The sequence below is a fragment of the Halomonas ventosae genome, from assembly GCF_004363555.1.
GTDB lineage: Bacteria > Pseudomonadota > Gammaproteobacteria > Pseudomonadales > Halomonadaceae > Halomonas > Halomonas ventosae.
In genome coordinates, this window is record NZ_SNZJ01000004.1 from 82,769 (window position 1) to 104,862 (window position 22,094).

20 protein-coding genes and 1 tRNA gene are annotated in these 22,094 nt (G+C 63.5%); 13 read left to right on the forward strand and 8 right to left on the reverse strand.

Features of this window, described 5'->3' with window-relative positions; genetic code table 11:
- The first annotated feature begins 14 nt into the window (after nt 1–14).
- From iolD to DFP85_RS04470, 4 genes are all read left to right on the forward strand, one after another.
- Nucleotides 15–1,865: a 3D-(3,5/4)-trihydroxycyclohexane-1,2-dione acylhydrolase (decyclizing) gene (iolD, locus tag DFP85_RS04455; protein ID WP_133635115.1), complete on the forward strand. Its 1,851-nt coding sequence runs from the start codon at nt 15–17 to the stop codon at nt 1,863–1,865.
- 36 nt (nt 1,866–1,901) lie between these two features.
- Nucleotides 1,902–2,801, forward strand: a complete 900-nt coding sequence (gene iolE, locus DFP85_RS04460) for a myo-inosose-2 dehydratase (RefSeq protein ID WP_133635116.1) — start codon at nt 1,902–1,904, stop codon at nt 2,799–2,801.
- Between the two features lie 30 nt (nt 2,802–2,831).
- Nucleotides 2,832–4,328, forward strand: coding sequence for a CoA-acylating methylmalonate-semialdehyde dehydrogenase (locus DFP85_RS04465; RefSeq protein WP_133635117.1), 1,497 nt, complete (start codon nt 2,832–2,834; stop codon nt 4,326–4,328).
- Between the two features lie 535 nt (nt 4,329–4,863).
- Complete coding sequence (locus tag DFP85_RS04470; protein WP_133635118.1) at nt 4,864–6,345, forward strand: sugar porter family MFS transporter; 1,482 nt, start codon at nt 4,864–4,866, stop codon at nt 6,343–6,345.
- Between the two features lie 59 nt (nt 6,346–6,404).
- Here DFP85_RS04470 and DFP85_RS04475 read toward each other — a convergent pair whose 3' ends face one another.
- Nucleotides 6,405–7,436 (reverse strand): LacI family DNA-binding transcriptional regulator, encoded by a 1,032-nt coding sequence (locus tag DFP85_RS04475; RefSeq protein ID WP_243737202.1) that lies wholly within the window; start codon nt 7,434–7,436, stop codon nt 6,405–6,407.
- Between the two features lie 218 nt (nt 7,437–7,654).
- Here DFP85_RS04475 and DFP85_RS04480 point away from each other — a divergent pair, with 218 nt between their 5' ends.
- The 6 genes from DFP85_RS04480 (at nt 7,655) to DFP85_RS04505 (ending at nt 14,148) form a co-directional block, all read left to right on the forward strand.
- On the forward strand, nt 7,655–8,830 hold the full coding sequence (locus DFP85_RS04480; RefSeq protein ID WP_133635119.1) for a Gfo/Idh/MocA family protein: 1,176 nt from the start codon (nt 7,655–7,657) through the stop codon (nt 8,828–8,830).
- A gap of 17 nt (nt 8,831–8,847) precedes the next feature.
- Nucleotides 8,848–9,789 (forward strand): sugar phosphate isomerase/epimerase family protein, encoded by a 942-nt coding sequence (locus DFP85_RS04485; RefSeq protein ID WP_133635120.1) that lies wholly within the window; start codon nt 8,848–8,850, stop codon nt 9,787–9,789.
- Nucleotides 9,790–9,829: 40 nt separating this feature from the next.
- Nucleotides 9,830–10,762 carry a sugar ABC transporter substrate-binding protein gene (locus DFP85_RS04490; RefSeq protein WP_133635121.1) on the forward strand — a complete coding sequence of 311 codons (933 nt, stop codon included), beginning with the start codon at nt 9,830–9,832 and terminating at the stop codon, nt 10,760–10,762.
- Nucleotides 10,763–11,074: 312 nt separating this feature from the next.
- Nucleotides 11,075–12,010 (forward strand): TIM barrel protein, encoded by a 936-nt coding sequence (locus tag DFP85_RS04495; protein WP_133635122.1) that lies wholly within the window; start codon nt 11,075–11,077, stop codon nt 12,008–12,010.
- A 16-nt stretch (nt 12,011–12,026) separates the two neighbouring features.
- Complete coding sequence (locus tag DFP85_RS04500) at nt 12,027–13,199, forward strand: Gfo/Idh/MocA family protein (protein ID WP_133635123.1); 1,173 nt, start codon at nt 12,027–12,029, stop codon at nt 13,197–13,199.
- 64 nt (nt 13,200–13,263) lie between these two features.
- Nucleotides 13,264–14,148 carry a helix-turn-helix domain-containing protein gene (locus DFP85_RS04505; protein ID WP_133635124.1) on the forward strand — a complete coding sequence of 295 codons (885 nt, stop codon included), beginning with the start codon at nt 13,264–13,266 and terminating at the stop codon, nt 14,146–14,148.
- Nucleotides 14,149–14,786: 638 nt separating this feature from the next.
- On the opposite strand, the gene DFP85_RS04510 is transcribed toward DFP85_RS04505, so the two are convergent.
- The 3 genes from DFP85_RS04510 to DFP85_RS04520 all read right to left on the reverse strand — a co-directional run bounded on the left by DFP85_RS04510 (nt 14,787) and on the right by DFP85_RS04520 (nt 16,558).
- Nucleotides 14,787–15,002 carry an antitoxin Xre/MbcA/ParS toxin-binding domain-containing protein gene (locus tag DFP85_RS04510; protein WP_208108448.1) on the reverse strand — a complete coding sequence of 72 codons (216 nt, stop codon included), beginning with the start codon at nt 15,000–15,002 and terminating at the stop codon, nt 14,787–14,789.
- Nucleotides 15,003–15,226: 224 nt separating this feature from the next.
- Complete coding sequence (locus DFP85_RS04515; protein ID WP_133635125.1) at nt 15,227–15,442, reverse strand: hypothetical protein; 216 nt, start codon at nt 15,440–15,442, stop codon at nt 15,227–15,229.
- A 174-nt stretch (nt 15,443–15,616) separates the two neighbouring features.
- Entirely contained in the window at nt 15,617–16,558 is a 942-nt protein-coding gene (locus tag DFP85_RS04520; protein WP_133635126.1) for a LysR substrate-binding domain-containing protein, read from the reverse strand.
- Between the two features lie 119 nt (nt 16,559–16,677).
- On the opposite strand from DFP85_RS04520, the gene DFP85_RS04525 reads away from it, so the two are divergent.
- From DFP85_RS04525 to DFP85_RS04535, 3 genes are all read left to right on the forward strand, one after another.
- Nucleotides 16,678–17,550, forward strand: coding sequence for a pirin family protein (locus DFP85_RS04525; RefSeq protein ID WP_133635127.1), 873 nt, complete (start codon nt 16,678–16,680; stop codon nt 17,548–17,550).
- An 81-nt stretch (nt 17,551–17,631) separates the two neighbouring features.
- Nucleotides 17,632–18,258 (forward strand): isochorismate family cysteine hydrolase YcaC, encoded by a 627-nt coding sequence (gene ycaC, locus DFP85_RS04530; RefSeq protein WP_133635128.1) that lies wholly within the window; start codon nt 17,632–17,634, stop codon nt 18,256–18,258.
- Nucleotides 18,259–18,429: 171 nt separating this feature from the next.
- Nucleotides 18,430–19,371 (forward strand): pirin family protein, encoded by a 942-nt coding sequence (locus DFP85_RS04535; RefSeq protein ID WP_133635129.1) that lies wholly within the window; start codon nt 18,430–18,432, stop codon nt 19,369–19,371.
- A 573-nt stretch (nt 19,372–19,944) separates the two neighbouring features.
- Here DFP85_RS04535 and DFP85_RS04540 read toward each other — a convergent pair.
- From DFP85_RS04540 to queF, 4 genes are all read right to left on the reverse strand, one after another.
- Nucleotides 19,945–20,032: transfer RNA gene (locus DFP85_RS04540), tRNA-Ser, on the reverse strand.
- Between the two features lie 116 nt (nt 20,033–20,148).
- Nucleotides 20,149–20,652 carry a YiiD C-terminal domain-containing protein gene (locus DFP85_RS04545; RefSeq protein ID WP_133635130.1) on the reverse strand — a complete coding sequence of 168 codons (504 nt, stop codon included), beginning with the start codon at nt 20,650–20,652 and terminating at the stop codon, nt 20,149–20,151.
- A gap of 1 nt (nt 20,653) precedes the next feature.
- On the reverse strand, nt 20,654–21,214 hold the full coding sequence (locus DFP85_RS04550; RefSeq protein ID WP_133635131.1) for a nitroreductase family protein: 561 nt from the start codon (nt 21,212–21,214) through the stop codon (nt 20,654–20,656).
- Between the two features lie 43 nt (nt 21,215–21,257).
- Nucleotides 21,258–22,094: an NADPH-dependent 7-cyano-7-deazaguanine reductase QueF gene (gene queF, locus DFP85_RS04555; RefSeq protein WP_133635132.1), complete on the reverse strand. Its 837-nt coding sequence runs from the start codon at nt 22,092–22,094 to the stop codon at nt 21,258–21,260.

Here is a 22,094-nt window from a genome sequence, read left to right on the forward strand (position 1 = left end):
GAAGGGTTACTGACATGAAGACTATCCGACTCACCATGGCCCAGGCCGTCGTCCGCTACATGATGGCCCAGAAGGTCGACGTCAACGGCGAGATCAAGCCACTGTTCCCCGGGGTCTGGGCGATCTTCGGCCACGGCAACGTGGCCGGCCTCGGCGAGGCGCTCTACCAGGCCAGGGAGAGCCTGCCCACCTACCGGGCCCATAACGAGCAGGGCATGGCCCACGCCGCCATCGCCTATACCAAGACCCTCAATCGCCGCCAGGTGATGGCCTGTACCGCGTCGGCGGGGCCGGGCTCCACCAACATGGTCACCGCCGCCGCAGTGGCCCACGTCAATCGCCTGCCGGTGCTCTTCCTGCCGGGTGATACCTTCGCCACCCGCATGCCCGACCCGGTGCTGCAGCAGGTGGAAAACTTCCACGACCACACCCTGACCACCAACGACTGCTTCAAGCCGGTGAGCCGCTTCTTCGATCGCATCACCCGCCCCGAGCAGCTGCTCACCTCGCTGCCCCAGGCGGTGCGCGTGCTCACCGACCCGGTGGAGTGCGGTCCGGTCACCCTGGCGCTGCCCCAGGACATCCAGACCTTCGCCTTCGACTATCCCGAGCACTTCTTCGCCGAGAAGGTGCACCGCCTGCGTCGCCAGGCCGCCGACCGGCAGGAGCTCGCGGACGCCATCGCCCTGATTCGCCAGGCCAAGAAGCCGCTGGTGATCGCCGGGGGTGGGGCCCACTACTCGGGTGCCCTGGCCGAGCTCGACGCCTTCGTCTCCCACCACCACCTGCCGGTGGGCGAGACCCAGGCCGGCAAGGGCGCCCTGCCCTGGGACCATGAGCAGAACCTGGGGACCATCGGCGTCACCGGCGGTGCGGCCGCCAACGCCCTGGCCGCCGAGGCCGACCTGATCATCGCCGTGGGCACCCGGCTGGGTGATTTCGCCTCCGGCTCCCGCGCCATGATCAACCCCGAGGCCAAGCTCTTGAGCGTGAACGTCGCCTCCTTCGATGCCGTCAAGCACAAGGGCCAGGCGCTGGTGGGTGATGCCAAGCTCACTCTGCCGGAGCTGAGCGCAGGCCTGGAAGAGTGGCAACCCGAGGGGGGCTGGATCGAGCAGGCTGCCTCGCTGCGCACCGACTGGAACCAGACCGTGGAACGCGTCACCGCCGATCGTGGCACCAATCTGCCGTGTGACGCCGAGGTGGTGGGAGCGGTAAACCGCGCCGCCGGCGAGCGCGACATCGTGGTGTGTGCCGCCGGTGGCCTGCCCGGCGAGCTTCAGAAGCTCTGGCGCACCCGCTTCGACCGTGGCTACCACATGGAGTATGGCTACTCCTGCATGGGCTATGAGCTGGCCGGGGGTCTGGGCGCCAAGATGGCCCTCCCCGACTCCGAGGTCTTCGTCATGGTCGGCGACGGTTCCTACCTGATGCTCAACTCTGAGATCGCCACCTCGGTGATGCTGGGTCACAAGATCATCGCCGTGGTGCTCGACAACCGTGGCTACGGCTGTATCCACCGCTTACAGCAGTTCTGTGGCGGCCCCGGCTTCAACAACATGCTCGACGACTGCCTGACCATCGAGGGAGGCGCCCCCAAGACCGACTTCGCCGCTCATGCGATCTCGCTGGGTGCCAAGGCCGAGCAAGTAGACAACATCCAGGAGCTCGAGAAGGCACTTGAGCGTGCCAAGGCTTCGGACGTGAGCTACGCGATCGCCATCGATACCGATGCACTGGCCGACACCCAGGATGGCGGCAGCTGGTGGGACGTAGCAGTGCCCGAGGTCTCTCCACGCGCCGAGGTCGAGGAGGCCCGTGAGCGCTACGAAGCGTACAAGGCTCGCCAATTCAAGAATCTCTAAACCTCCGATCACGACGACCAACTTCAGGAGTTCGCCATGAGTGTAAGACTGGGCATCAACCCGCTGACCTGGACCAACGACGACATGCCGTCCCTCGGTGGTAATACGCCTCTCGAGGTGTGTCTCTCCGAGGGCAGGCAGGCCGGTTTCTCCGGCTTCGAGCTGGGCCACAAGTTCCCCCGCGACCCCGAGGTACTGGGGCCGATCCTCGACAAGCACGGCCTTTCCCTGGTCTCCGGCTGGTACAGCAGCGAGCTCTTGACCCGCAGTGCCGAGGAGGAGATCGAGGCACTCAAGCCACACCTGCACCTGCTCAAGTCGCTGGGCGCCACGGCGATGGTGTTCTGCGAGGTGACACACTGCATCCATGGGCAGCGTGAGACGCCGCTCTCCCACTCGCCACGGATGAGCAAGGAGGGCTGGAAGACGCTCATTCCGCGTCTCAACCAAGTGGCCGACTACTGCCTGGAGCAGGGCGTGCAGATCGCCTACCACCATCATCTGGGCACGGTGATTGAGACGCCCGCGGAGATCGAGCGGCTGATGGCCGAGACCAAGCCCTCCGTCGGCCTGCTGCTGGACTCCGGCCACCTGGTGGGCGCCGGAGGTGACCCCGTCGCTGCCCAGCAGCAGTATGCCGACCGCATCGTTCACGTGCACTGCAAGGACATCCGCCGAGAAGTGCTCGAGGACGTGCGCAACCGAGACCTCAGCTTCCTGGACGGTGTGCTGAACGGCATGTTCACCGTACCGGGCGACGGCTACATCGACTACGTCCCCCTGTTCAGGGGGCTGCGCGAGAGCGGCTACGAGGGCTGGATGGTGGTCGAGGCCGAGCAGGACCCCGCCGTGGCGCATCCGCTGACCTATGCACGCCTGGGGCATGACAACCTGAAGCGCTTCTGCACCGAGGCCGGGCTTCAGGTCACCGAATAAGCCAATACACGATTCAAGAGGAGCTCCCTTATGAGCATTCTGGGCAACTTCATCAATGGCCAGGCCGTGGCCAGTCAGAGTGGCCGCACCGCGCCGGTCTACAACCCCGCCACCGGCCAGCAGAGCCTGCAGGTGGCACTCTCCTCTGCCGACGAGACCCGCGAGGCGGTGCGCCTCGCCCATGAGGCGTTTCCCGCCTGGGCCAAGGTCACGCCACTCAAGCGTTCGCGGATCCTGTTCAAGTTCAAGGCGCTGGTCGAAGAGCATGCCGACGAGTTGGCGCGGCTGATCTCCAGCGAGCACGGCAAGGTGTTCTCAGACGCCAAGGGTGAGGTGACCCGCGGCCTGGAGGTCGTCGAATTCGCCTGCGGCATCCCGCACCTGCAGAAGGGCGAGCACTCCATGAACGTCGGCACCGGGGTGGACAGCTACTCTATGATGCAGCCGCTGGGGGTCTGTGCCGGCATCTCGCCGTTCAACTTCCCGGCCATGGTGCCGATGTGGATGTTCCCCATCGCGCTGGCCTGCGGCAATACCTTCGTGATGAAACCTTCCGAGAAGGATCCGTCCACCTCCATCCGCCTCGCCGAGCTGCTCCAGGAGGCCGGCCTGCCCGACGGCGTCTTCAACGTGGTCAACGGTGACAAGGAGTCGGTGGACGTGCTGCTCACCGACGAGCGGGTCGAGGCGGTGAGCTTCGTCGGCTCCACCCCCATTGCCGAGTACATATATGCCACCGGCTCGGCCCATGGCAAGCGCGTCCAGGCGCTGGGCGGCGCCAAGAACCACATGGTGATCATGCCCGACGCCGACCTCGACCAGGCTGTCGGAGCGCTGATGGGCGCCGCCTACGGCAGTGCCGGCGAGCGCTGCATGGCCATTTCCGTCGCCGTGCCGGTCGGCGAGGAGACCGCCAACCGTCTGCGCGACAAGCTGGTCGCCGAACTCGACAAGCTGAGCATCGGCCCGGGCCTCGTGGAGGGGCCGGACAACGACATGGGCCCGCTGGTCACCCGCGAGCACCTGGAGAAGGTCAAGGGCTATATCCAGACCGGGGTGGACGAGGGCGCCGAGCTGGTGGTGGACGGCCGAGAGGTGACCATCGAAGGCGACGGCTTCTTCCTGGGTGGCTCGCTGTTCGACCACGTCACGCCGGAGATGCGCATTCACAGCGAGGAAATCTTCGGTCCGGTGCTGGCCATCGCCCGCGCCGACAGCTTCGATGACGCGGTCACGATGATCAACGACCATGAGTTCGGCAACGGCACCGCCATCTTCACCCGCGACGGCGACGCCGCGCGCCAGTACTGCGAGCAGATCCAGGTGGGCATGGTCGGTGTCAACGTGCCGATCCCGGTGCCCATGGCCTTCCACAGCTTCGGTGGCTGGAAGCGCTCGCTGTTCGGGCCGCTTCACATGCACGGCCCGGACGGTGTGCGCTTCAATACCCGCATGAAGACCATCACCCAGCGCTGGCCCAGCGGCATCCGTGAGGAGACTAACCACTTCACCATGCCGACGCACTGAGCCTAACCCGCCAAACGGGATACCAGTGACAGCAAAACGCCGGGGCCCTGAGGTCCCGGCGTTTTGGTAGGCAATGCTTTATCTGGATTGACGGTGTAGTGCTTCTTCGCTGCGCCGAGCCCTTCCCACGATACAAAAAGCACTGGATCTCAGCGGGACTCGCTCTCTTTTGCCGTCTCTACCCCCCATATCCCAGCCTGTCACTGTTCGGAATGGAAATTCCATAGCAATCACCTCAGAAATGAGCGCGAGCCTTCACCGCAGCTAGCCATAAAAAGGCTTTATTATCAGATTTCTGGCATGAGCTCCTACATCGAATCAGCGTTCTATTTATACTAAAGTATAGAACAATAGATTTGATGTGGTGGCATATGGAATATATATTTCATGCAGTGAATGACAACCACGTATCACTGCCTCTGGATCCATGCCCTTTTCTGACCATGGCTCCCACCACGGAACCAACGAGCGAAGCAAGGGTAGGTCCAGACCGAAGAAACACAACATTCAGGCAGTAGCATCAGGAGAGCTCGATATGGACAGCTCCAAATACAATATAAGATACCTGCTGACGATCTGCGGCGTTGCGGCCCTTGGCGGCCTGTTGTTCGGCTACGACACCGCGGTGATTTCCGGTGCCATCGGCCCGATTCAGCGTCATTTCGACCTCAGCTCACTCGAGACCGGCTGGGCAGTCTCCAACGTTGCCATCGGCTGCATCATCGGCGCCTTCGCATCAGGCGCCGTGGCTGCCCGACTGGGGCGAAAGAAGACGCTGATCATCGCCGCACTGCTCTTCACGATATCGGCCGTCGGCGCCGCTGTGGCCACGAGTTTCTTCTGGTTCATCATCTACCGCTTTATTGGCGGCATCGCTGTCGGCATAGCCTCGGCGGTTTCGCCCATGTACATGAGCGAAGTCTCGCCCAAGAACCTCCGTGGCCGCGCGCTCAGCATGCAGAACATCGCGATCGTGTTCGGCCAGGTGGTGATCTTCGTGGTCAACTACCTGATTGCCAGGGGCGCAACAGACGCCTGGCTCGCCGATGTGGGTTGGCGCGTGATGATAGGCTCCGAGGTCCTGCCCTGCATCCTGTTCTGCCTGGTCGTGTTCTTCATCCCGGAATCACCGCGCTGGCTGGTAATGGTCGGGCGTGATCAGGAGGCCCAGAAGACCCTGGGCCGTATCGGTGGTGCAGGGTACGGTGAGCGCGTACTGGCCGAGATCCGCGAGTCGCTGGCCAGTGACCGGTTACGTCGTCAGCAGGCGGACCGCAAGGGCGAGCTGCTCCGGGATCGGCGATTCTGGTTCATCGCCTCCATTGCCTGCCTGATCGCCTTCTTCCAGCAGGCCAGTGGCGTCAATGTGATGATGTACTTCGCCCCGGTGGTGCTGGGGAATGTCACCGGCAATACCGAGGTGGCCATGTTCCTGACCATCTGGATCGGCGTCGTCCAGCTGCTCGGTAACGTGCTCGGCATGATGCTGATGGACAAGGTGGGCCGCGTTCCTCTGTTCAAGGTTGGCACCGTCGGATGCGTGGTCGGCCTGCTGATGACTTCCTTCTTCCTGTATCGCTCGGGCGGCCTCAGCGGTGACGCTGCCGTCCTCCAGGGTTACCTGACGCTGGCAGGCATGCTGGTGTTCATGCTGTTCTTCGCCTTCTCCTGGGCGTTGGGTGCCTGGATCATCGTGTCGGAGATCTTCCCTAACCGCATGCGGGCCTTCGGCATGTCGCTCTCGGTTACCACGCTGTGGATCAGCAACTTCCTGATCGGCCTCGGCTTCCCGATACTGAACCAGAACCCCTGGCTCACGGAACAGTTCAATGGCGCCTTCCCGATGTGGCTGTTCGCGGCACTGATGGCGCTGGCCTTCCTGTTCATCCGCCGTTTCCTGCCGGAAACCAACGGGATCGCCCTGGAGGAGATGGAGGACAACGTCCTGACCAAGTACCCGGGTGGCACTGCCAAGCGCCGAGGCGCCACCGGAGAACTCGCAGGGGCCACACGCTGATCCACCAGCAGTCGGGGGGCCAAGAAGCCCCCCGCTTCATCCGCGGGGCGACCGGCAACTCAGCGCCGGCGATGGGAGTCGCGGAGAATCAACTCTCCCGGCAACAGATGGCAACGAGGGACCTCTTCCTCGAGACCGATTCGCCGAATTGCTTCACCGACCAGCCGTTCCAGGGGCTGTCGATAGGTCGTCAAGGCGTAGCAAGGTGACGCCGCCAGATCGATATCGTCGAAACCGATGATCCCCATGCTGCTGGCCTCTCCTCTCTTGTGAAGGGCATCGAGAGCGCCGATGGCGAGGATATCGTTCTCGCAGAACAAGGCCTCTACCCGGCCGTTGGCTGGCCTCGACGCCAGGTATTGGCTCAATGCGTTAAAGCCAGCACCTCGCTGGTAATGTCCCGCCTCCACGATCTCCTCTACCGCCAAGCCGTGTTCGGCCAAGCCATCACGGAATCCTTCGAGACGCCTCAATTGCGTCGACTCGCTGAGCGGGCCGGCCATGTAGCCGATCCGCTGATATCCCTGTTCGACCATTGCCTCTGCGATCTCGCGTCCCGCGAGATGGCCGTCGGTCGATACGACCTGGATATGGGGAATATCACTGTTGCGATAGAGAACGATCAAAGGGATATGGTGGATCTGCTGGGCCAGGTGCACCAGTTCATCGGTCAGCACGGTGCCGAGGAAGATCAGGCCATCGACCTGGAATTGATCTGCGAGTGAGATGGCGGCCCCCTCCCTGTCCTCCTCGCTGATGTTGAGCAGCATGGAAAGATAGCCCCGCCTCTGAAGCTGCAGACTGGTTTCCTTCAGCAGGCCCAGCAGGTTGGGGTTATCCATCTCGTCCACGACCAGACCCACGATGCGCGTTTGACGCTTGGTCAGGCCGCGGGCCAGCAGATTGGGGCGATAGCCCAGTTCCGCCGCTGCCTTCAGAACCTTCTCGCGAGCCTTGGGAGAAATGGAGGCGCCCTCGGTAAAGGCCCTCGAGACGGTCCACTTGGAGACACCGGCCCGTCGGGCCACATCGCTGGCGGTCACCTTGTGGGTGCCACCCGCCGCCTGCATGTTTTTAGACTTTTTGATCATTATTTCACCTTGACGGAATTTTTGTTCCATTCTAGTCTTTATGCAACCGGGTGCAGAACTGGTTTCGATACTAGCAGATGGAGCCTCGCCTGACGCTGGTGGCATGAAGCCATCAAATTTTTTTGCCGCAATTTGCACCCGGTTGCAAATTGTTGCGAGCAAGCAAGAAGGCGGTTGGAAGTAGACGAATCAAAACAATTCACAAGAGGAGCATTGCCATGCTGAACGGCGAGAAAACGATCGAGCGCCCCCTGCGTTGGGGCATGGTGGGCGGCGGCCGCACCGGCCAGGTTGGCTACAAGCACCGCACCGGCGCCCTGCGCGACAATACGGCCTATCGGCTGGTGGCCGGAGCCTTCGATCTGGACGCCGAACGCGGGCGCGACTTCGGCACCCAGCTGGGTGTCGCCGAGGATCGCTGCTACGCGACCTATCAGGATCTCATCACCGGCGAAGCCTCGCGAGACGACGGCGTCGAGGTGGTGTCGATCGCCACTCCCAATTTCACCCACTACGAGATCACTAAGGCCTGCCTGGAAGCCGGCCTCCACGTGATCTGCGAGAAGCCGTTGTTCTTCACCGTCGCCGAATGCGACGAGGTGGCGAGACTGGCCGAGGACAAGGGGCTGATCGTGGGGGTCACCTACGGCTTCAGCGGTCACCCGCTGGTTCACCAGATGGCCGCCATGGTCAAGAAGGGCATGCTGGGCGATATCCGTATCGTCGACATGCAATACACCCATGGCTTCAACTCGGGCGACGATACGGACGCGGGCGAGGCCGTGAAATGGCGCACCAACCCGGAGACCGCCGGCCCCACCTTCGTGCTGGGCGACATCGGCACGCACCTCTACTACCTCTCGGAGGTGGTGCTGCCGCATATGAAGATCGAGAAGCTGCTCTGCGACCGCAAGGCCTTCATTCCCACCCGCGAGCCGCTCGAAGACCATGCCACCGTGTTGACCCACTACGATAATGGCGCTCGCGGCCGCCTGTGGGTGTCATCGGTGAACGCCGGTCACATGGGTTCTCAGCGCTACCGTTTCGTCGGCTCCCGCGCCTCACTCGAGTGGTCCGATGCCCATCCCGACCAGCTGATCTACGAAGTGCAGGGCGAGCCGCCTCGCACCCTGCACCATGGCATGCCCTACCTTGAGGAAGAAAGCCTGGCCATCGATCGCATGGGGGCACTGCACACCGAAGGGCTCGGTGACAGCTGGGCCAACATCTATCTGTGGATCGCCCAAGCCATCGACGCCAGGCAGCGTGGAGACGACGCCTTCCTGAAGACCCATCACTACCCGGGCATCGCGGCCGGTACCGAAGGGGTGCGCTGGCTGGAGAACTGTGTCCGTTCCGCCGACAAAGGCTCGGCCTGGGTCGATTTCCACTAAGACAGGAGACCACCACGATGAAGCTTTCCATCTGTACCGACGTGATGGGCGATCTCCCCTTTACCGAGATGCTCGACAAATGCGTGGCCCTGGGTGTCGAGGGCATCGAGATGACCGGCGGCGGCTGGTCGCCGGCACCCCATTTCCGCGCCGACGAACTGCTGGCCGACAAGGGCCTGCTGAAGCAGAGAATGAATGAGATCGAGGCCCGCGGCCTCGAGATCGCCGCCCTCAACTGCTCGGGCAACCCGCTCGATCCCGGTGCGCTGGGCGAGCGTCACCGCAAGCAGATCGAACAGACCTTCCGCCTGGCCGGCGAGATCGGCGTCAAGAAGATAGTGACCATGTCCGGCCTGCCGGCTGCGGCGCCGGGTGACAGCGTGCCGAACTGGCTGGTCTATACCAAGAGCTGGCCGGAAGAGATGCCCGAACGCGACCGTTACCAGTGGGAGGACTGCGCCTTCCCCTACTGGCATCGCCTGGTGAAGCTCAGCAAGGAAGTGGGTGTCGAGAAGATCGCACTGGAGAACTTCTCGGCGATGCTGGTCTGGAACCCCGAGACCCTGTTCCGTCTACGTAACGAAGTGGGGCCGATGGTCGGCATGAACCTCGACCCGTCACACCTGTTCTGGAAGGGGGCCTGCCCGATCGCCGGGGCACGTGCCTTGGGCGATGCGATCCATCACGTGCACGGCAAGGACACCCGCATCGAGCGTGGCCTGGCCGACGTGAATGGCCTGCTGGAGCTCCGGGAGGTCACCGACGTGGCCAACCGCGCCTGGAACTACGTCGCCGTCGGCGCCGGTCACGACCTCCAGTGGTGGAAAGAGTTCTTCTCGGTCGTGCGCATGCTTGGCTACAACGACTGGGTCAGCCTCGAGATGGAGGACTTCACCATGTCCACAGAGGCGGGCATCCAGTCCTCCATAGACGCCCTGCAGCAGACCATCAGCCGGTAAGAACCACTTCCCACGAAGACAACAACAACGGAGTCATTCGATGAAAAAGCTCAGCCTGCTTCCGCTCGCCGCCGCCCTGATGACCGGCCCCGCCCTGGCCGAGGAGCTCGATATCGGCGTCAGTTTCTTCAACCTCAATGAGCGTTTCATCATCGGCCTGCGCGAGAGCCTCGAGCAGTCCGCTGAGGCGCAGGGCATGGACGTCAACGTCGAGGATGCCCGCAACGACATCGGCCGCCAGCTCAGCCAGGTGCAGAACTTCATTGCCTCGGGAGTCGACGGCATCATCGTCAATCCGGTGCACTCGGACTCGACCAGCGCCATGAGCCGCGCCGCCGCCGAGGCGGGTATCCCACTGGTCTACGTGAACCGCCAGCCTGTGGACATCGACTCGCTGCCCGACAATCAGGCCTTCGTCGGCTCCGACGAGAGGGAGTCCGGCACCCTGCAGACCCAGGAGGTCTGCCGGCAACTCGATAGCGAAGGGAAACTGCTTGTGATGATGGGCACCTTGGGTGACAACGCCGCAGAAGTGCGTACGCAGGACATCCATGACGTCATCGCAACTCCCAAGTGCAGTGGGCTCGAGATCGTCGAGCAGCAGGATGCCGACTTCCAGCGCATCGAGGGCAACAACCTGATGACCAACTGGCTGACCTCGGGCCTCGAGTTCGACGCGGTGATCGCCAACAATGACGAGATGGCCATCGGTGCTATCCAGGCGCTGAAGAATGTCGGCTACGACATGGATGAGGTGATCGTCGCCGGCATCGATGCCACCAGCGATGCACTGGCCGCCATGCAGGCCGGCGAACTGGACATCACCGTGTTCCAGAACGGTCCTGGCCAGGGCGAAGGTGCCGTCGACACCCTGCAACGGTTGATCGAGGGCGAGGACGTCGACAATGCCGTATGGGTACCCTTCGAACTGGTAACCCCTGACAACCTGGACGAGGACGTCGGGCGCAACTGAGGCACTTTTCCCTGCCGATGACACCAGGCCCCGGATTCGAAAATCCGGGGCCTGGCATCTGTTATGGATGGCCGACCTGACCGGTAACGGCGTTACAGGCCACTACCAGCGCAAGAAAATGAAGTCTAGTGCCTACGCTTACCCGCCTTACACACAAGACACAGCAATGAAGCGAGCTTGAAGGACAACGCCTCTTCCGGATGGTGGGTAATAAAGCAAGAAAGTGACATCTAGCTGGCAGCAGGATTGCTGTAATGGGTGCGATCGGGAGGAAGCCCGTTACCAATGACAACAACCAGCGGAGTCATCTAGATGAACATGCGAATCGCCAGCGCACCCTGCTGCTGGGGCGTCGACGACGTCAACAACCCCCATCTGCCGCCTTGGCAGAAGGTCCTGGATGAGGCCGCCCAGGCAGGCTACCAGGGCCTGGAGCTCGGCCCCTACGGCTATCTGCCCCTGGACCGCGAACGGCTCGGCCAGGCCCTGGACGAGCGTGGCCTGAAGGTCGTCGCCGGAACCATCTTCGATGACCTGGTCAATCCTGCCAATCGTGACAGCCTGATCCGCCAGACCCATGAGATCTGTGCCTTTCTCAAACAGCTGCCGGAACTTCCCCGCGAGCCGGGCCAGCACTACCCGGCGCCCTACCTGGTGGTGATCGACCACGTGCATGCCGAGCGCAGCCGCTACGCGGGACATCCCGACACGGCGCCGCGACTCGACGATCCGCAGTGGGACACGTTGATGGAACATATCCGCACCATCGCCGAGCTGGCCAGCCGGGAGTACGGCATCCGCGCCGTCATCCACCCCCATGCCGGCGGCTACATCGAGTTCGAGGACGAGATCCTGCGCCTGATGGGGGCTATCCCCTACGAAACCGCTGGGCTGTGCCTGGATACCGGCCACCTCTACTACTCCGGCATGGATCCCGTGACCTGGATCCACGAACACGCCACGCGCATGGACTACCTGCACTTCAAGGATATCGAGCCGAAGGTCTTCGATGATGTCATGGCCCGCCAGGTGGATTTCTTCGATGCCTGCGCCCAAGGGGTGATGTGCCCCATCGGCGAAGGCATCGTAGATTACGAGGCCATCCAACGGCTGCTCCAGGAGATCGATTACCAGGGCTATATCACCATCGAACAGGAACGCGACCCCCGCGATGCCCATGGCAGCCTCGCCGATGTCACGGCGAGTCTCGAGTACCTGAAGCGTCAGGGCTTCCAAGCCAGCCTCTAACACAGGAGACATGACCATGATCCAGGGTGACCTGAAAGTTGCAGCCCCGATTCGCTGGGCGATGGTGGGCGGCGGCCGCGGCAGCCAGATCGGCTATAGCCACCGCTGTGCGGCGCTGCGCGACAACAGTTTCCAACTGGTGGCCGGTGCCTTCGACATCGACCCGGCCCAGGGCCGCGAGTTCGGCGAATCGCTGCGGCTGGATCCCGAACGCTGTTACGCGGACTACCCGACGCTGTTTGCCGAGGAAGCCAAGCGCAAGGACGGGATTCAGGCGGTCTCTATCGCCACGCCCAACAGCACCCACTTCGCCATCTGCAAGGCGGCGCTGGAGGCCGGGCTGCACGTGGTCTGCGAGAAGCCGCTGTGCTTCAGTGTGGATGAGGCCGAGGAACTCCGTGCCCTGGCTCAGGAGCGGCGACGCATCGTCGGCGTGACCTATGGCTACGCCGGGCATCAGTTGATCCGCCAGGCGCGTGAGATGATCGCCAACGGCGACCTCGGCGAGATCCGCATGGTCCACATGCAGTTTGCACATGGCTTCCACAGCGAGGCCGTCGAACAGGCCAACCCTGGCACCCGATGGCGGGTCGATCCGCGCTACGCCGGGCCCAGCTACGTGCTCGGGGACCTAGCGACACACCCCTATTACATCGCCGAAATGATGCTTCCGGAGTTGCGCATCAAGCGATTGCTGTGTTCGCGTCAGAGCTTCGTGGCCAGCAGAGCACCGCTGGAGGACAACGCCTACGTGCTGATGGAGTACGAGGGGGGCGTCATGGGCCACCTCTGGACCTCGGCAGTGAATGCCGGCTCCATGCACGGCCAGAAGGTGCGGGTCATCGGCTCCCGGGCCAGCGTCGAGTGGTGGGACGAGCACCCCAACCAGCTACGCTACGAAATCCAGGGCGAACCGGTGCGGATTCTGGAGCGCGGCATGGACTACCTCTATCCCCAGGCGCGGGAGGATGATCGCATCGGCGCAGGGCATCCCGAGGGGCTGTTCGAAGCATGGGCCAATCTCTACTACCGTTTCGCATTGGCCATGGAAGCACAGGATCGCGGCGACACCGAGGCCGTCGAGGCGCTTGGTATACCCGATATCGATGCCGGCGTGGAGGGCGTGCGCTGGGTCGAGAACTGCGTGCGATCCGCCGATGCCGGGGCGGCCTGGGTAGACTATGTCTAACGACTCGCACCGACCCGTCGGAAAGCTCCAACGGGCTGGCATGTGACGCCGAGGATAGGCGAAGATGACAGGTGAACGTAGCCATTGCGGAGGGGCAGCGGTGATTCAGCGTTTCATTAGTCCTGGCACTCGTGGACCTTTGGTGGTGGAGCACCCGGCCGAACTGCTCTATATGTGCAAGGCCGAGGGCAGCCAGAGCGCGATGCCTCGCGCCATGCACCTCCATGACGACCGTACCGAGATCGTCTTCATCCGCGAAGGCCAGGGCACGCATATCATCGGCGGACACGAGTACCAGACCCACAAGGGCGACGTGCTTATCTACAACAGCGGTATCCTGCACGATGAGTCTGCCCGGCCCGAGGTTGGCATCACCGCCTACTGTTGCGGCTTCCGTGGGCTAAAGCTCAGGGGGTTGCCGACCAATTATCTGGTTTCCGAGCAGGGGTGCCCGGTGCTGGCCAGTGGCGAGCAGCATGCCGCCTTCGAGGGCCTGATGCAGTTGCTCTACGATCAGGTGGGACAGGACGGTGCCGCCGAGACCTGCCACCACCTACTGCAGGCATTGGTGCAGATGGTGGGGCGGCTGCTCCAGCGGCCGGAGCCTCGCCTCGATATTCCCGGTCACGACCTCGGCCAGGAGGTTCGGCGCTACATAGACGAGCGCTATGCCGAGGACCTCGACCTGCAAGCCATCGCCAAGCGCTTCAAGGTCAGCCACTTCCATCTCGCGCACCGTTTCAAGGCCACCGTAGGCTGCTCGCCTATCTACTACTTGATCCGACGCCGGGTAGGTGAAGCCCAGTCTTTGCTGATCAACACCGACCTCAGCGTAACCGATGTTGGCGAGCGGGTCGGCTATCGCTATCCCAGCTACTTCAACCGTGCCTTCAAGAGGGTCGTCGGCGTGCCCCCCGGCGACTATAGAAGACGCTACCTCGTTGGCTGAGGTGCCGAAGGCCCATACAGTACCTGTTTCCCCGACGATTGCCTTCTTACAAGTACGCGTTGCCAGGTTTGCCTAAAAGCCCCCCTTCGAGTGAATCACCAAACCACTGCTGACGCAGGCCGCGCTGCTCGCGAAGCAAGATGGGAAGGTAGAAGTAGTCGGCCAGCGCCGGAGGGTCGGCGCGAAGGCGTAGAAGCCATCGCGGTTCTCGACCTGAACCAACCCGTCGAAGGCGTCGAGGTCGCGCCAATCGAGGTCGAGAAAATCCCGGGGTGCATCTGGCCAGGCCTTGGAGCTGCTCTGCCACAGCGGGGAACTGGCCAGTACACGTCAATCGCGAGGCTTCTCGCAGACGCTCTTCTCCTTCTGGTTCCCCAGGTGAGCCTTTTTGGCGGTGGTCAGGCCGCTGAGCTCAATTTCGCTCTCTACCAGGTAGCCTCGAGGCTATAAGGGCCCCAACGATGTTGGTGTGGCCGACAACAGTGAGTTCCAGCAACCCTTGAGGTGACCGCGGATCATAACGATGTGTTGCAGGTGAGCCATGGCGGCACCTCAAGGGGGGGTGAACTGGGTCCGCACGCTCGTCACTCTCCTTTTCCTGGATACCATTTGGTTGCTACGCTATCGTCTGGGTCGGATCAGGTGTAAACCCCATGCTCTATCCTGCCGATCAGATCCAGCACCTGCTGAGGGTCTTCTTGCATGACATCGATGGGGCGCTTCCACCCCAGTCCCATGGCCTCATGATGTAACCAGCGGTCTGCCGCTGTTCTATCACCCTCAAACATTTCGATGGCCGCCCGCCAGACTGCGACTGTGTTGTGCACTTCTGGGCCATCAGTGCCGAGCATCATCCAATCCTCCTCTTCTGCAGCAGGCTCCAGCGGGGGCTCATACTTGATGACGCTCCCCCGTAGCCGTTCAGGCGGCGTATCGCGTCGATTCGTCACCGCAGCCTCCATCAGATAACCGAGTAACGGGGGGTAGCTCTCCATTGACAGGCTTGCCAAATGGATCGGCGTGCCATCAGGACTGAGCCTCGTGAAGAACTGCCGAAGAATTCTTAGCAGTTGCCGCCTCATCCAAGCCAGCCGGCATCCAGTGACCGCAGATAGCGGCACAGCGCCTCGGTGTGACCGGCAGCCACAAGCTGCTCAGCAGTTTGGCCGTCGAACACATCAATTGGTTCGTTGTGGAACCAGGTGCGAGTTTGAACCCTAGAGGCGCAGATCCGTTCGGCGGCGTCCAGCACTGCCGCTGTGTGGTTTTCAATAGTGCTAGGCTCTGCACGCATTCGCTGTCACTCGGTATCACTGCGAGGAGGTGCAATTATGGGCACCTTTCTTCAAGGATAATTCAAACTCATGATGTAAAGAAAACGTAGTGTTTCTTATCGGATGCAACCAGAAAGGTCATAGCCACCGTGGGCGGTATCGTGGGCGTCTATAGGGGAGTCGGCGTTTATCCATCAAGGAGTTCCTTGCGCGTTGATCAGCGCCTCCTGGGTAGCGAAGTCTTCCTCTGAGATCTGCTCGTCCAGGAAGTCGAGCAGCGCCCGCACCGCCGGCAGCAGACCCCGCCGCGAGGGGAAGACCGCATGCAGGATTCCACCCCGGGGCTCCCAGCCCGGCAGGACGTCGATCAGGCGCCCGGCCTGGATATCCCGAGCGCCCACCAGTAGCCCCAGCTTGACCACGCCGAGCCCTTTCAGGGCGGCGGCATGCAGGGTCTCGGCGCTGTCAGTGACCAGCCGCGGCCAGTGGAGGATTTGCGCGCTGGCCCCCTCTGGCCCCACGAGGTCCCAGCAGTGGCGATGGTCGTACTGTTCGAAGTCGAGGCTCGGAAGCTCGGCGAGATCCGCTGGGCTGCGGGGCCGTGACCGGTCGTCGAACAGGGCGGGGGCGGCCATCAGCCGCTGAGGGCTTGAAGCGAGTACCTTCATGGTCAGGTCGCTGTCCTCAAGCGGCGGGAAGCGTACGCGGATCGCCAGATCGAAGCCCTCCTTGATCACGTCCACCCGCCGGCTGGTGGCCTCCACCTGAACCTCCACCTTGGGACAGCGCGCCATGAAGTTCACCAGCAGCGGCGTGATCAGGTAGTGCAGCACGCTGGGCGAGCAGCTCAGCCGCACTGTGCCCTGGGGCTCGGCGTGATGGCGCTGGATCAGCTCCTCAGCGGCTTGCGCCTCCACCAGCATGGCCAGGCAGTGGCGATAGTAGGCCTGTCCCAGCTCGGTGACCGAGACGTGACGTGTCGAACGGTTGAGCAGCCGAGTGGTGAGGCGCTCCTCGAGCTGGGTGATGCGCCGGCTCAGCTTCGACTTGGGAATGCCCAGTGCGCGCCCGGCCGGGGCGAAGCCGCCGTGGTCCACCACCTGAACGAAGTAGTAGAGGTCGTTGAGGTCCTGCATGCTTTCGTTCCATCTATGAAACGCTGAATGCCATTTCCAGCGTATACCGAATAGGTCGTTCATGAAATACGCTTTCTTCATCGGGAGATGACCCTCCCTTGTCATCACAGGAGCCGACGATGAAGAAGATACAGGCAGTATACGGTGCCCCGCGCGGCCATTGGGTCGGCGACGGTTTTCCGGTGCGCTCCCTGCTCAGCTATGACCGCCTGGGGGCAGAGCACATCAGCCCCTTCCTGCTGCTCGATCATGCCGGCCCGCACCGCTTTGGCCCGACTCGCCACCGCCGGGGGGTGGGTCCCCATCCCCACCGGGGCTTCGAGACCGTGACACTGGTCTACCAGGGAGCCCTTGAGCACCGTGACTCGGCGGGGCATGGCGGCCAGATCGGCGAGGGCGATATCCAGTGGATGACTGCTGGCGCTGGCATCGTCCACGAGGAGTACCACGCTTCGGCGTTCGCCGAGTCTGGTGGCCTGCTGGAAATGGTGCAGCTCTGGGTCAACCTCCCGGCCCGGGACAAGTCCGCCCCACCGGCCTACCAGACCCTTCTCGACAGCGAGATCCCCCGAGTCGACCTTCAGGGCAATGCTGGCCAGCTCAGAGTGGTGGCCGGCAGCTATCTCGATCGGCAAGGCCCGGCGCGCACTTTTACTCCCATCAACGTCTGGGACCTGCGCCTGGTGGCCGATGGCGATGTCCGGCTCGACGTGCCCGAGGGCCATACCACCCTGCTGGTCGTGCTGGAGGGCACGGTACTCGTCAACGGCGAGCGCATCGTCCGCGACGAGAGCGTCGTCGCCTTCGAGCGCCGCGGTGAGACCCTTCACCTGGAGGCCAACAACGACGCCAAGCTGCTGCTGCTGAGCGGTGAGCCCATCGACGAACCGGTGGCCGGGCAGGGTCCCTTCGTGATGAATCATGAGACCGAGCTCCACCAAGCCTTTGCTGACTTCCACGCCGGGAAGTTCGGCAACCCGCGGGGCGCATGAGCCGACTCATGCCCCACTACTGCTCGGCGATGGTCGCCGGGCAGCCCCCTGACTGCCAAAGACAGCGAAAGGAGAACGATCATGTCCTTTACCTACAATCGACTCGACAAGGATGACGTGGCCCTGCTGATGGTGGACCATCAGGCCGGCCTGCTCTCCCTGGTGCGCGACTTCAGCCCGGACGACTTCAAGAACAATGTCATGGCCCTGGCCGATATCGCCAAGTTCTTCGAACTCCCCACCATCCTCACCACCAGTTTCGAGGATGGCCCCAACGGCCCCATGGTGCCGGAGCTCAAGGAGATGTTCCCGCAGGCGCCTTATCTGGCCCGCCCGGGGCAGATCAATGCCTGGGACAACGAGGAGTTCGTCGCCGCCATCAAGGCCACCGGCAAGAAGCAGCTGCTGATCGCTGGGGTGGTCACCGAGGTGTGCGTGGCCTTCCCGGCGCTCTCGGCCCTCGAGGAGGGCTATGAGGTCTTCGTGGTCACCGATGCCTCCGGGACCTTCAACCAGACCACCCGGGACGCCGCCTGGGATCGCATGTCCCAGGCCGGCGCCCAGCTGATGACCTGGTTCGGGGTGGGCTGCGAACTGCACCGTGACTGGCGCAACGATATCGAGGGCTTCGGCGGCCTGCTGGCCGGCCATCTGCCCGCCTACGCCAACCTGATGCAGAGTTATAATCAGCAAAGCCAACTGGGCTAAGGTGCCAGCCCGATAGCAACTAATGGCGTCGGCCAGGCGACAAGCCTCGAACAGGCACCGCTGTGCGTCTCGAGGCTGTCGGTAGAGCGCCGAGGGCTCGGCCCCTGGCAAGGTTCTTCGGGGCCTATGTTAGGGGCCGGGTCCTTCTTCACATCCCAGGAGCGCTAAACCATGAGCAACCTCGTCAACGAACGCGAACTGGTCAGCTCCCTCGACTGCCCCATCGTCGACGGCCAGCGACAGGTACAGCATGTCACCCCACATAGCGCCGAGGTGGGCGGGATTCCCGTCAACCGCGCCCTACCACGCCGCCAGCGCCGGCTGATCGGCGCCTGGTGTTTCCTCGATCATATCGGCCCCGCCGACTTCGCGGCGGATGATCCTGGCCTTCGGGTCGGCCCCCATCCGCATATCGGCCTGCAGACCTTCACCTGGATGCTCGAGGGCGAGATCCTCCACCGCGACAGCTTGGGCACCGCCCAGGTGATCCGCCCCGGCCAGGTCAACCTGATGACTGCCGGCCGCGGCATCAGCCATACCGAGGAGTCGCTGTCCGGCGAGGCGACCCTGCATGCCGCCCAGCTGTGGATTGCCCTACCTGAGGCCGATCGCGCCACCGACCCGCGCTTCGACCACTACCCAACCCTGCCCAGCTGGCAGGAAGAGGGCACTGAGCTGACCCTGCTGGTGGGCGAGTTCGCCGGACATCGGGCGCCGACTCTGACCTTCTCGCCCCTGGTGGCCCTGGACCTGGCCAGCCCCCGGGGTGGCCAGTTGCGCCTGCCGCTGCGCGAGGATTTCGAATACGGCCTGGTACCCCTTCAAGGTGACTTGGAGATCGATGGCGACACCTTCGCCACCCATGAGCTGGCCTACCTGGGCCGCGGCCGCGACGATGTGACACTAACGCTGCCGCTCGACGGCCGGGTCTTGTTGGTGGGCGGTGAACCCCTGAGCGAGGAGATCCTGATCTGGTGGAACTTCGTCGGCCACAGCAAGGCGGAGATCAGCGATGCTCAGCGCGACTGGGAGGCCGAGAGCCCACGTTTCGGTAGCATTCCCGGGTTCGACGGCCCGCGGCTGACCGCGCCGCAGCTACCCTGGCCGGCCTGATCCTCTTCTCGACTCTGACCAAGGAGGCTCCATGAGAGCTACCTCCATCCTAGTCTTCGCCTGCAGCACTAGGCCCGGCTCCCATAATCAGCACTTGGGCCGGCTCGCTGCCGAGCTCCTCGAGCACCACGGCACCCAGGTCCCTCAAGGACTACCCCTGCCCATACCATTGGTGATGTCGCCAACATCATAACCTTCCTCCCTCAGCTGCCAAGCCTGCCTGGAGCGTCTCGATCTGAGAGGTGGTGACTTGCCTTCTCGTTCGTCACCTGCTCAGAGTAGCAGGGGGGGAAATAGCAGGCGCTGAATGGAAGTTCAATCCGGATACGAGACCACTCGGTGCTGGAGCATGAGGTAACAATGCCCCGCGCTTGACCAGAACAGATGAGGCTCACTGCCACGAAAGCAGAAAGCCTCGGAGCAGGACCCAAAGGTTTGAGCACTGGATCGATTTGTCCAACGGAGTCCTAATTGGTTCGGGGGAAGCCACGCGCAAAGTATGGGCTGAGGTATGGGCCAAGATTAGCCAGAAAAAGAAAAAGCCGCTGAAATCAGCGGCTTATTCGATATTCGTGGCGGAGGGGGAGGGATTCGAACCCTCGAGGCCTTTCGACCTACACACTTTCCAGGCGTGCTCCTTCGACCACTCGGACACCCCTCCACATAGTGGTTCTCGAGTCGAGCGACCTCGGCTGTGCCGCGCCTTCTCCTCCAGAACGGCGCACATGTTATCGACTTAAGTGCGCGATTGCAAGCCGTTTTCCCTTGGCCGCCCGCTCATCCGGCGGGCAGCACGGCATAGTCGCCGCGGGCCTCCAGGCAGAGGGTATCGCCGCACCAGAGCCGCTGGACCAGGGCGATGCGCCCCTTGCCGCGCTGCGCCAACCGCTCGGCCAGGGCCGAGGGTCCATCGCCGGCCTCGGGCTCACAGGTCAGGCGATAGTCGCCGGTCACCGGGGCCAGGAACCGCTGGGTGGCCTCGGCCACCACCACGTCCCGGGCGAGTCCGCGGCGACGCAGCCAGAGGGTGGTCCAGCACCAGCCCAGCAGAGTCGTCTGGGCGGTGAGGGCGCCGCCGAAGCCGGTGCCCTTGTCATTCAGACTGGGCGTGAGCGAGAGTGACCAGTCCAGGCAGTCGCCGTCGCACGTCATCTCGCGGATACCCAGCGAGGGGACCATGGGGATCGCCTCGCCCAGCCAGGCGAGGAAGTCGGCCATGTCGTCCTCGCCGCCGGCAGCGGGCAGCGGCAGGCGCGGGTGGGGAACGCCGATCTGTCGCATCTCAGTCCCAGCGCTCCACGAAGGCCTCGATGTCGTGTTCGGGGAGCGGCTTGTGGCGCCCGCCCGGAGTGCCCAGGTAGAGGAAGGCCACCACCTCGTCCTCCTCGCCAAGCCCCAGGCCCTTGCGCACCGTGGGATCGAAGGCGTACTTGCCGCTGCGCCACATGGCGCCGAGCCCTTGGGCGTGGGCGGCGAGAAGGATGCCGTGGGCCGCACAGCCGGCGGAGATCACCTGCTCGATCCTCGGCACCTTGGGGATGTCGGGCGTGACCTTGGCAATTACCGCGATGATCATCGGCGCACGCCGCGGCTTCTTGCGCGCGGCATCGAGGGCCGCGTCGCCCACGTGGGGATCCTCGCGGAACTCCGCCTCGGCAAACAGCTCACCGAGCCGCGAGAGGCCCTCGCCGGAGAACTCGATGAAGCGCCAGGGGCGCAGCTCCTTGTGATCCGGCGCCCGCAGGGCCGCCCGGTAGATCGCCTCTAGCTGCTCGGGGCTCGGCGGCGGCCCCATCAGCTTGCCCATGGAGCTGCGTTCGTGCAGCAGCGTCATCGCATCCATATCGCACTCCTGTTCAAGTTCTGTCGGCACTCTACCCAAGCGGCTACTGGCGCGCCAGCCGCAGCGGCGCGGGCGGGCGCTCGCCGGGGGTGGCACGCCAGGGGCTGATGTCCAGCCCGCCGCGGCGCACATAGCGCGCCAGCACCAGCAGTCGCTCCGGGCGGGTGCGGGCCATCAGGTCCATGAAGATGTGTTCCACGCAGTGCTCGTGGAAGTCCTGGTGCTGGCGATAGCCGATCAGATAGCGCAAGAGCCCCTCGCGTTCGAGTCGCGGGCCCCGGTAGCGGATCAGCACGCTGCCCCAGTCGGGCTGACCGGTGACCGGGCAGTTGGACTTGAGCAGGTGGGAGTGCAGCGTCTCCTCGACGACCTCCTCCCCTGCCCGCAGATGCTCGGCGCTGGGCGTGTAGTCGGTCACCTCGATATCCAGGTCGTCCAGGCACTCACCCGGCAGAGGCCTCACCGCCAGCGCCTCATCGTCCACGTGGAAGAGCTCGACGGACACCGGCGCACCGGCGGCCGCCGACAGGTCGTGCTCCAGGGTGTCGATGACCGCCTGGCGACTCTCGAAGCGGGTCTGGTTGAAGCCGTTGAGGTAGAGCTTCCAGGACTTGGACTCGATCAGGTTTGGCGAATCCGCCGGCAGGCGGAAGCGCGCCACGGCGACCAGCGGCTTGCCCCGGGTGTTGAGCCAGGAGACCTCGAAGGCGTGCCACTCGTCCTCGCCGACGAAGGGCAAGGCGCCCTCCTCGATGCCCAGCGGCACCCGGTTGGCAGCACGGGGGATGGCAAAGAGCAGCCCGGCATCGTAGTGCTCCGGGTAGGCGGCCTCGCGCCCCAGGGGGGCATGCATGAGGGTATCGGGTCGGTGATGTGCCAT

Bases quoted from the DNA above. Each gene is read 5' to 3' on its own strand.
- DFP85_RS04495 (WP_133635122.1), top strand. From the start codon at position 11,075: ATGAACATGCGAATCGCCAGCGCACCCTGCTGCTGGGGCGTCGACGAC.
- DFP85_RS04500 (WP_133635123.1), top strand. From the start codon at position 12,027: ATGATCCAGGGTGACCTGAAAGTTGCAGCCCCGATTCGCTGGGCGATG.
- DFP85_RS04465 (WP_133635117.1), top strand. From the start codon at position 2,832: ATGAGCATTCTGGGCAACTTCATCAATGGCCAGGCCGTGGCCAGTCAG.
- DFP85_RS04510 (WP_208108448.1), bottom strand. From the start codon at position 15,002: ATGATGCTCGGCACTGATGGCCCAGAAGTGCACAACACAGTCGCAGTC.
- DFP85_RS04520 (WP_133635126.1), bottom strand. From the start codon at position 16,558: ATGCAGGACCTCAACGACCTCTACTACTTCGTTCAGGTGGTGGACCAC.
- DFP85_RS04490 (WP_133635121.1), top strand. From the start codon at position 9,830: ATGAAAAAGCTCAGCCTGCTTCCGCTCGCCGCCGCCCTGATGACCGGC.
- DFP85_RS04485 (WP_133635120.1), top strand. From the start codon at position 8,848: ATGAAGCTTTCCATCTGTACCGACGTGATGGGCGATCTCCCCTTTACC.
- DFP85_RS04475 (WP_243737202.1), bottom strand. From the start codon at position 7,436: ATGATCAAAAAGTCTAAAAACATGCAGGCGGCGGGTGGCACCCACAAG.
- DFP85_RS04505 (WP_133635124.1), top strand. From the start codon at position 13,264: ATGACAGGTGAACGTAGCCATTGCGGAGGGGCAGCGGTGATTCAGCGT.
- iolD (WP_133635115.1), top strand. From the start codon at position 15: ATGAAGACTATCCGACTCACCATGGCCCAGGCCGTCGTCCGCTACATG.
- ycaC (WP_133635128.1), top strand. From the start codon at position 17,632: ATGTCCTTTACCTACAATCGACTCGACAAGGATGACGTGGCCCTGCTG.
- DFP85_RS04550 (WP_133635131.1), bottom strand. From the start codon at position 21,214: ATGGATGCGATGACGCTGCTGCACGAACGCAGCTCCATGGGCAAGCTG.
- DFP85_RS04480 (WP_133635119.1), top strand. From the start codon at position 7,655: ATGCTGAACGGCGAGAAAACGATCGAGCGCCCCCTGCGTTGGGGCATG.
- DFP85_RS04545 (WP_133635130.1), bottom strand. From the start codon at position 20,652: ATGCGACAGATCGGCGTTCCCCACCCGCGCCTGCCGCTGCCCGCTGCC.
- DFP85_RS04525 (WP_133635127.1), top strand. From the start codon at position 16,678: ATGAAGAAGATACAGGCAGTATACGGTGCCCCGCGCGGCCATTGGGTC.
- DFP85_RS04535 (WP_133635129.1), top strand. From the start codon at position 18,430: ATGAGCAACCTCGTCAACGAACGCGAACTGGTCAGCTCCCTCGACTGC.
- DFP85_RS04515 (WP_133635125.1), bottom strand. From the start codon at position 15,442: ATGCGTGCAGAGCCTAGCACTATTGAAAACCACACAGCGGCAGTGCTG.
- queF (WP_133635132.1), bottom strand. From the start codon at position 22,094: ATGGCACATCACCGACCCGATACCCTCATGCATGCCCCCCTGGGGCGC.
- iolE (WP_133635116.1), top strand. From the start codon at position 1,902: ATGAGTGTAAGACTGGGCATCAACCCGCTGACCTGGACCAACGACGAC.
- DFP85_RS04470 (WP_133635118.1), top strand. From the start codon at position 4,864: ATGGACAGCTCCAAATACAATATAAGATACCTGCTGACGATCTGCGGC.